Source organism: Kluyvera sichuanensis (assembly GCF_014218705.1).
Lineage (GTDB): Bacteria > Pseudomonadota > Gammaproteobacteria > Enterobacterales > Enterobacteriaceae > Kluyvera > Kluyvera sichuanensis.
In genome coordinates this window covers 1-2,357 of sequence record NZ_JABBJF010000068.1, presented here as the reverse complement: position 1 = coordinate 2,357, position 2,357 = coordinate 1, and the positions used below count along the sequence as shown (strand labels likewise).

General features: G+C 51.8%; 2 protein-coding genes. Both read left to right on the top strand.

The window, feature by feature from the left end; genetic code table 11:
- Window positions 1-896 precede the first annotated feature (896 nt).
- A complete protein-coding gene (locus tag HII27_RS26725) occupies window positions 897-1,892 on the top strand; it encodes a protein rep (RefSeq protein ID WP_065519320.1) in 996 nt (331 codons plus the stop codon).
- A 238-nt stretch (window positions 1,893-2,130) separates the two neighbouring features.
- The gene (locus tag HII27_RS26720) at window positions 2,131-2,316 is read left to right on the top strand and encodes an antitoxin VbhA family protein (protein ID WP_000166333.1); all 186 of its coding nucleotides are present in this window, start codon (window positions 2,131-2,133) and stop codon (window positions 2,314-2,316) included.
- Window positions 2,317-2,357: the final 41 nt, after the last annotated feature.

The window sequence follows — 2,357 nt, the reverse complement described above, 5'->3', positions numbered from 1 at the left end:
GAACAGGGCAAAGCTGAGATTCTTTCCCACTACAAAGCCCGCGCAGAAGGTTGAATCGTCAACTTCTAAATCGGGGGATCCCTTTAGGGTTCCGATTTAGTGGTTGTACGACTGCACCCCTCATACCCTTGTGATGGGTGATGGTTCACGTAGTGAGCCATCGCCCTGTAAAGCCGCTTTTACCCCCTTCAAGGCATTGCCTGTGGGGTAGGTGCGCAAGCCCTGCCCTACAGGTGATGCCGTGGGGGTATCCTCGTTTTGCTCGGTGTGCCTTGTTCGTTTAAATCTGCCATGAAGAGTGTGAGGGGTCATGTCGTGCGGCCGCGATGAGGAACGGGGATTGCCCCCGCAGCTCTGCGAGGAGGCATACGCCGTTCGGAAGCGGGGTCCACTCTGTTTAATAGTGGACTCTTGTTGCGATTTGCAACGGAAACAGCCGCGTGCAGTGAATGTAATACTGCACGTTTGTCTCATTCTGATGCTCAGTTGCGAGTGTTTGAGTGCTTTCATGTTTGAGTGTTTGAATTCACTTTTTGGGGTTGGTTTTTCGGCCCTGAAAGGGTCGGAATCCTTGTATTTATACTTAAGGGATAAATCTGGGATTGAAATTCGTCTCCAGCCCTTGTGCCGCAAGGCCTGAGCCGTGATTTGCTCCGAAATGGGTTTGTCTGTATTATTTTTGGCAGGTGATCGTGTTCGCTGACTAAATTTTTATTACTTCGGGTGGTTCCGAAGACCTTACTTACACGATGATATGATGAAGAAAACCCCTGCAAGTGCTACCAACACTTCAGGGGCGCGATCACCTGGACAAATTCGGTTTAAGACTCTCTCTACAGGTGATACGGAAATGATAACACACCCTTTCTGTGCCTGCCCATACCGGAGCAGGTGCCATGCAGAATCCTAAGCTAAAGAACCTTACTGACTACAGTCCCGACGATAAGCCGTGGGACGTTCACAAGTCGCAATCTGATGATGTTGGCGGTATCTATCTGCGTGCAGCTGAATTTGAGGCGTATGCGGCTCGTATGCGCGATTGTGGCGGCTTGCTGCGTTTTGGCTGGTCTACCCTTAAAGACACCGGAGAAACGCGTTTACGGCTTCGTGAGGCGCATTTCTGCCGCGTTCGTCACTGCCCTGTCTGCCAGTGGAGGCGTTCCCTGATGTGGCAAGCCCGTTTTTATCAGTCTCTGCCGAAAATCGTCGCTGATTACCCTGATGCCCGCTGGATGTTCCTCACGCTCACCGTTCGCAACTGTGCGATCGAGGATCTCGGGGACACGCTTACTGCCATGAATGCCGCATTCCAGCGAATGAAGGATCGCAAGGAATTTAAACCCGTACAGGGTTGGATTCGCACGACAGAAGTAACCCGCGGGCGCGATGGCTCTGCACATCCCCACTTTCACACCCTGATGATGGTTCCTCCCTCAATGCTGTCCGGCGATGGTTACGTTAAGCATTACCGATGGGTTGAGCTGTGGCGCGACTGCCTGCGCGTTGATTACGATCCGAATGTTGATGTCCGTGCAGTGAAACCCCGCAAGCCTAAAGATGGCCAGACGCTGGCATGTGCAACTGCCGAACTTGTGCGCGGTGCCGTTGCTGAAACCCTGAAATATTCGACAAAGCCGGCTGATATGGTTGCTGACCCGGACTGGTTCTTAGAGCTGACCCGGCAGACGCATAAACGCCGCTTTGTTGCGACAGGTGGCGCGCTTAAGGACGTTCTGAAACTGGAGCAGGAAACGGATCAAGACATGGTTATCGGGGATGATATTTCCGATGGCGAAGATGATGGTTCACGCCTCGCCTTTGGCTGGGATTCGACGCCAAGAAAATACGTCCGATTGCCTGAGCGCGATAAGTTTAAATCAGATCCTGATTAGGGTGTCGGGGCTTGCCCTGACCAGGTTGTTTTTGGATGCCGCTGCGTGTGGCGGTACTCCAAAAACACATCTTGTCCGGTACACAGATTTCCTTTGGCATTCCTTCGGGTTTCCCTGAGATTTCCACTCTGCATGCATACACGCATACATGCATAACCAACGGCAGAATTCGGGCAGGATATGTAAAGTGGGCCCACTTTACGCCTGCCTTATTCGCATCCTGCTCAAAGGAAAATCAATGACAAAACAGCAAAGGATCGACGGGTTTCGTAAGGCGGAAGCATCGCTAAAGCTGGAGGGGATGGATCCTTCTGGAACTCCCTTTTATGAGTCTGTAAAAGCCCGAATTATCTCCGGTGAAATCACCTACGAACAGGGCAAAGCTGAGATTCTTTCCCACTACAAAGCCCGCGCAGAAGGTTGAATCGTCAACTTCTAAATCGGGGGATCCCTTTAGGGTTCCGA

What these genes read in the sequence shown, in the direction of transcription:
- HII27_RS26725 (WP_065519320.1), top strand. Translation starts at nt 897, where the DNA reads ATGCAGAATCCTAAGCTAAAGAACCTTACTGACTACAGTCCCGACGAT.
- HII27_RS26720 (WP_000166333.1), top strand. Translation starts at nt 2,131, where the DNA reads ATGACAAAACAGCAAAGGATCGACGGGTTTCGTAAGGCGGAAGCATCG.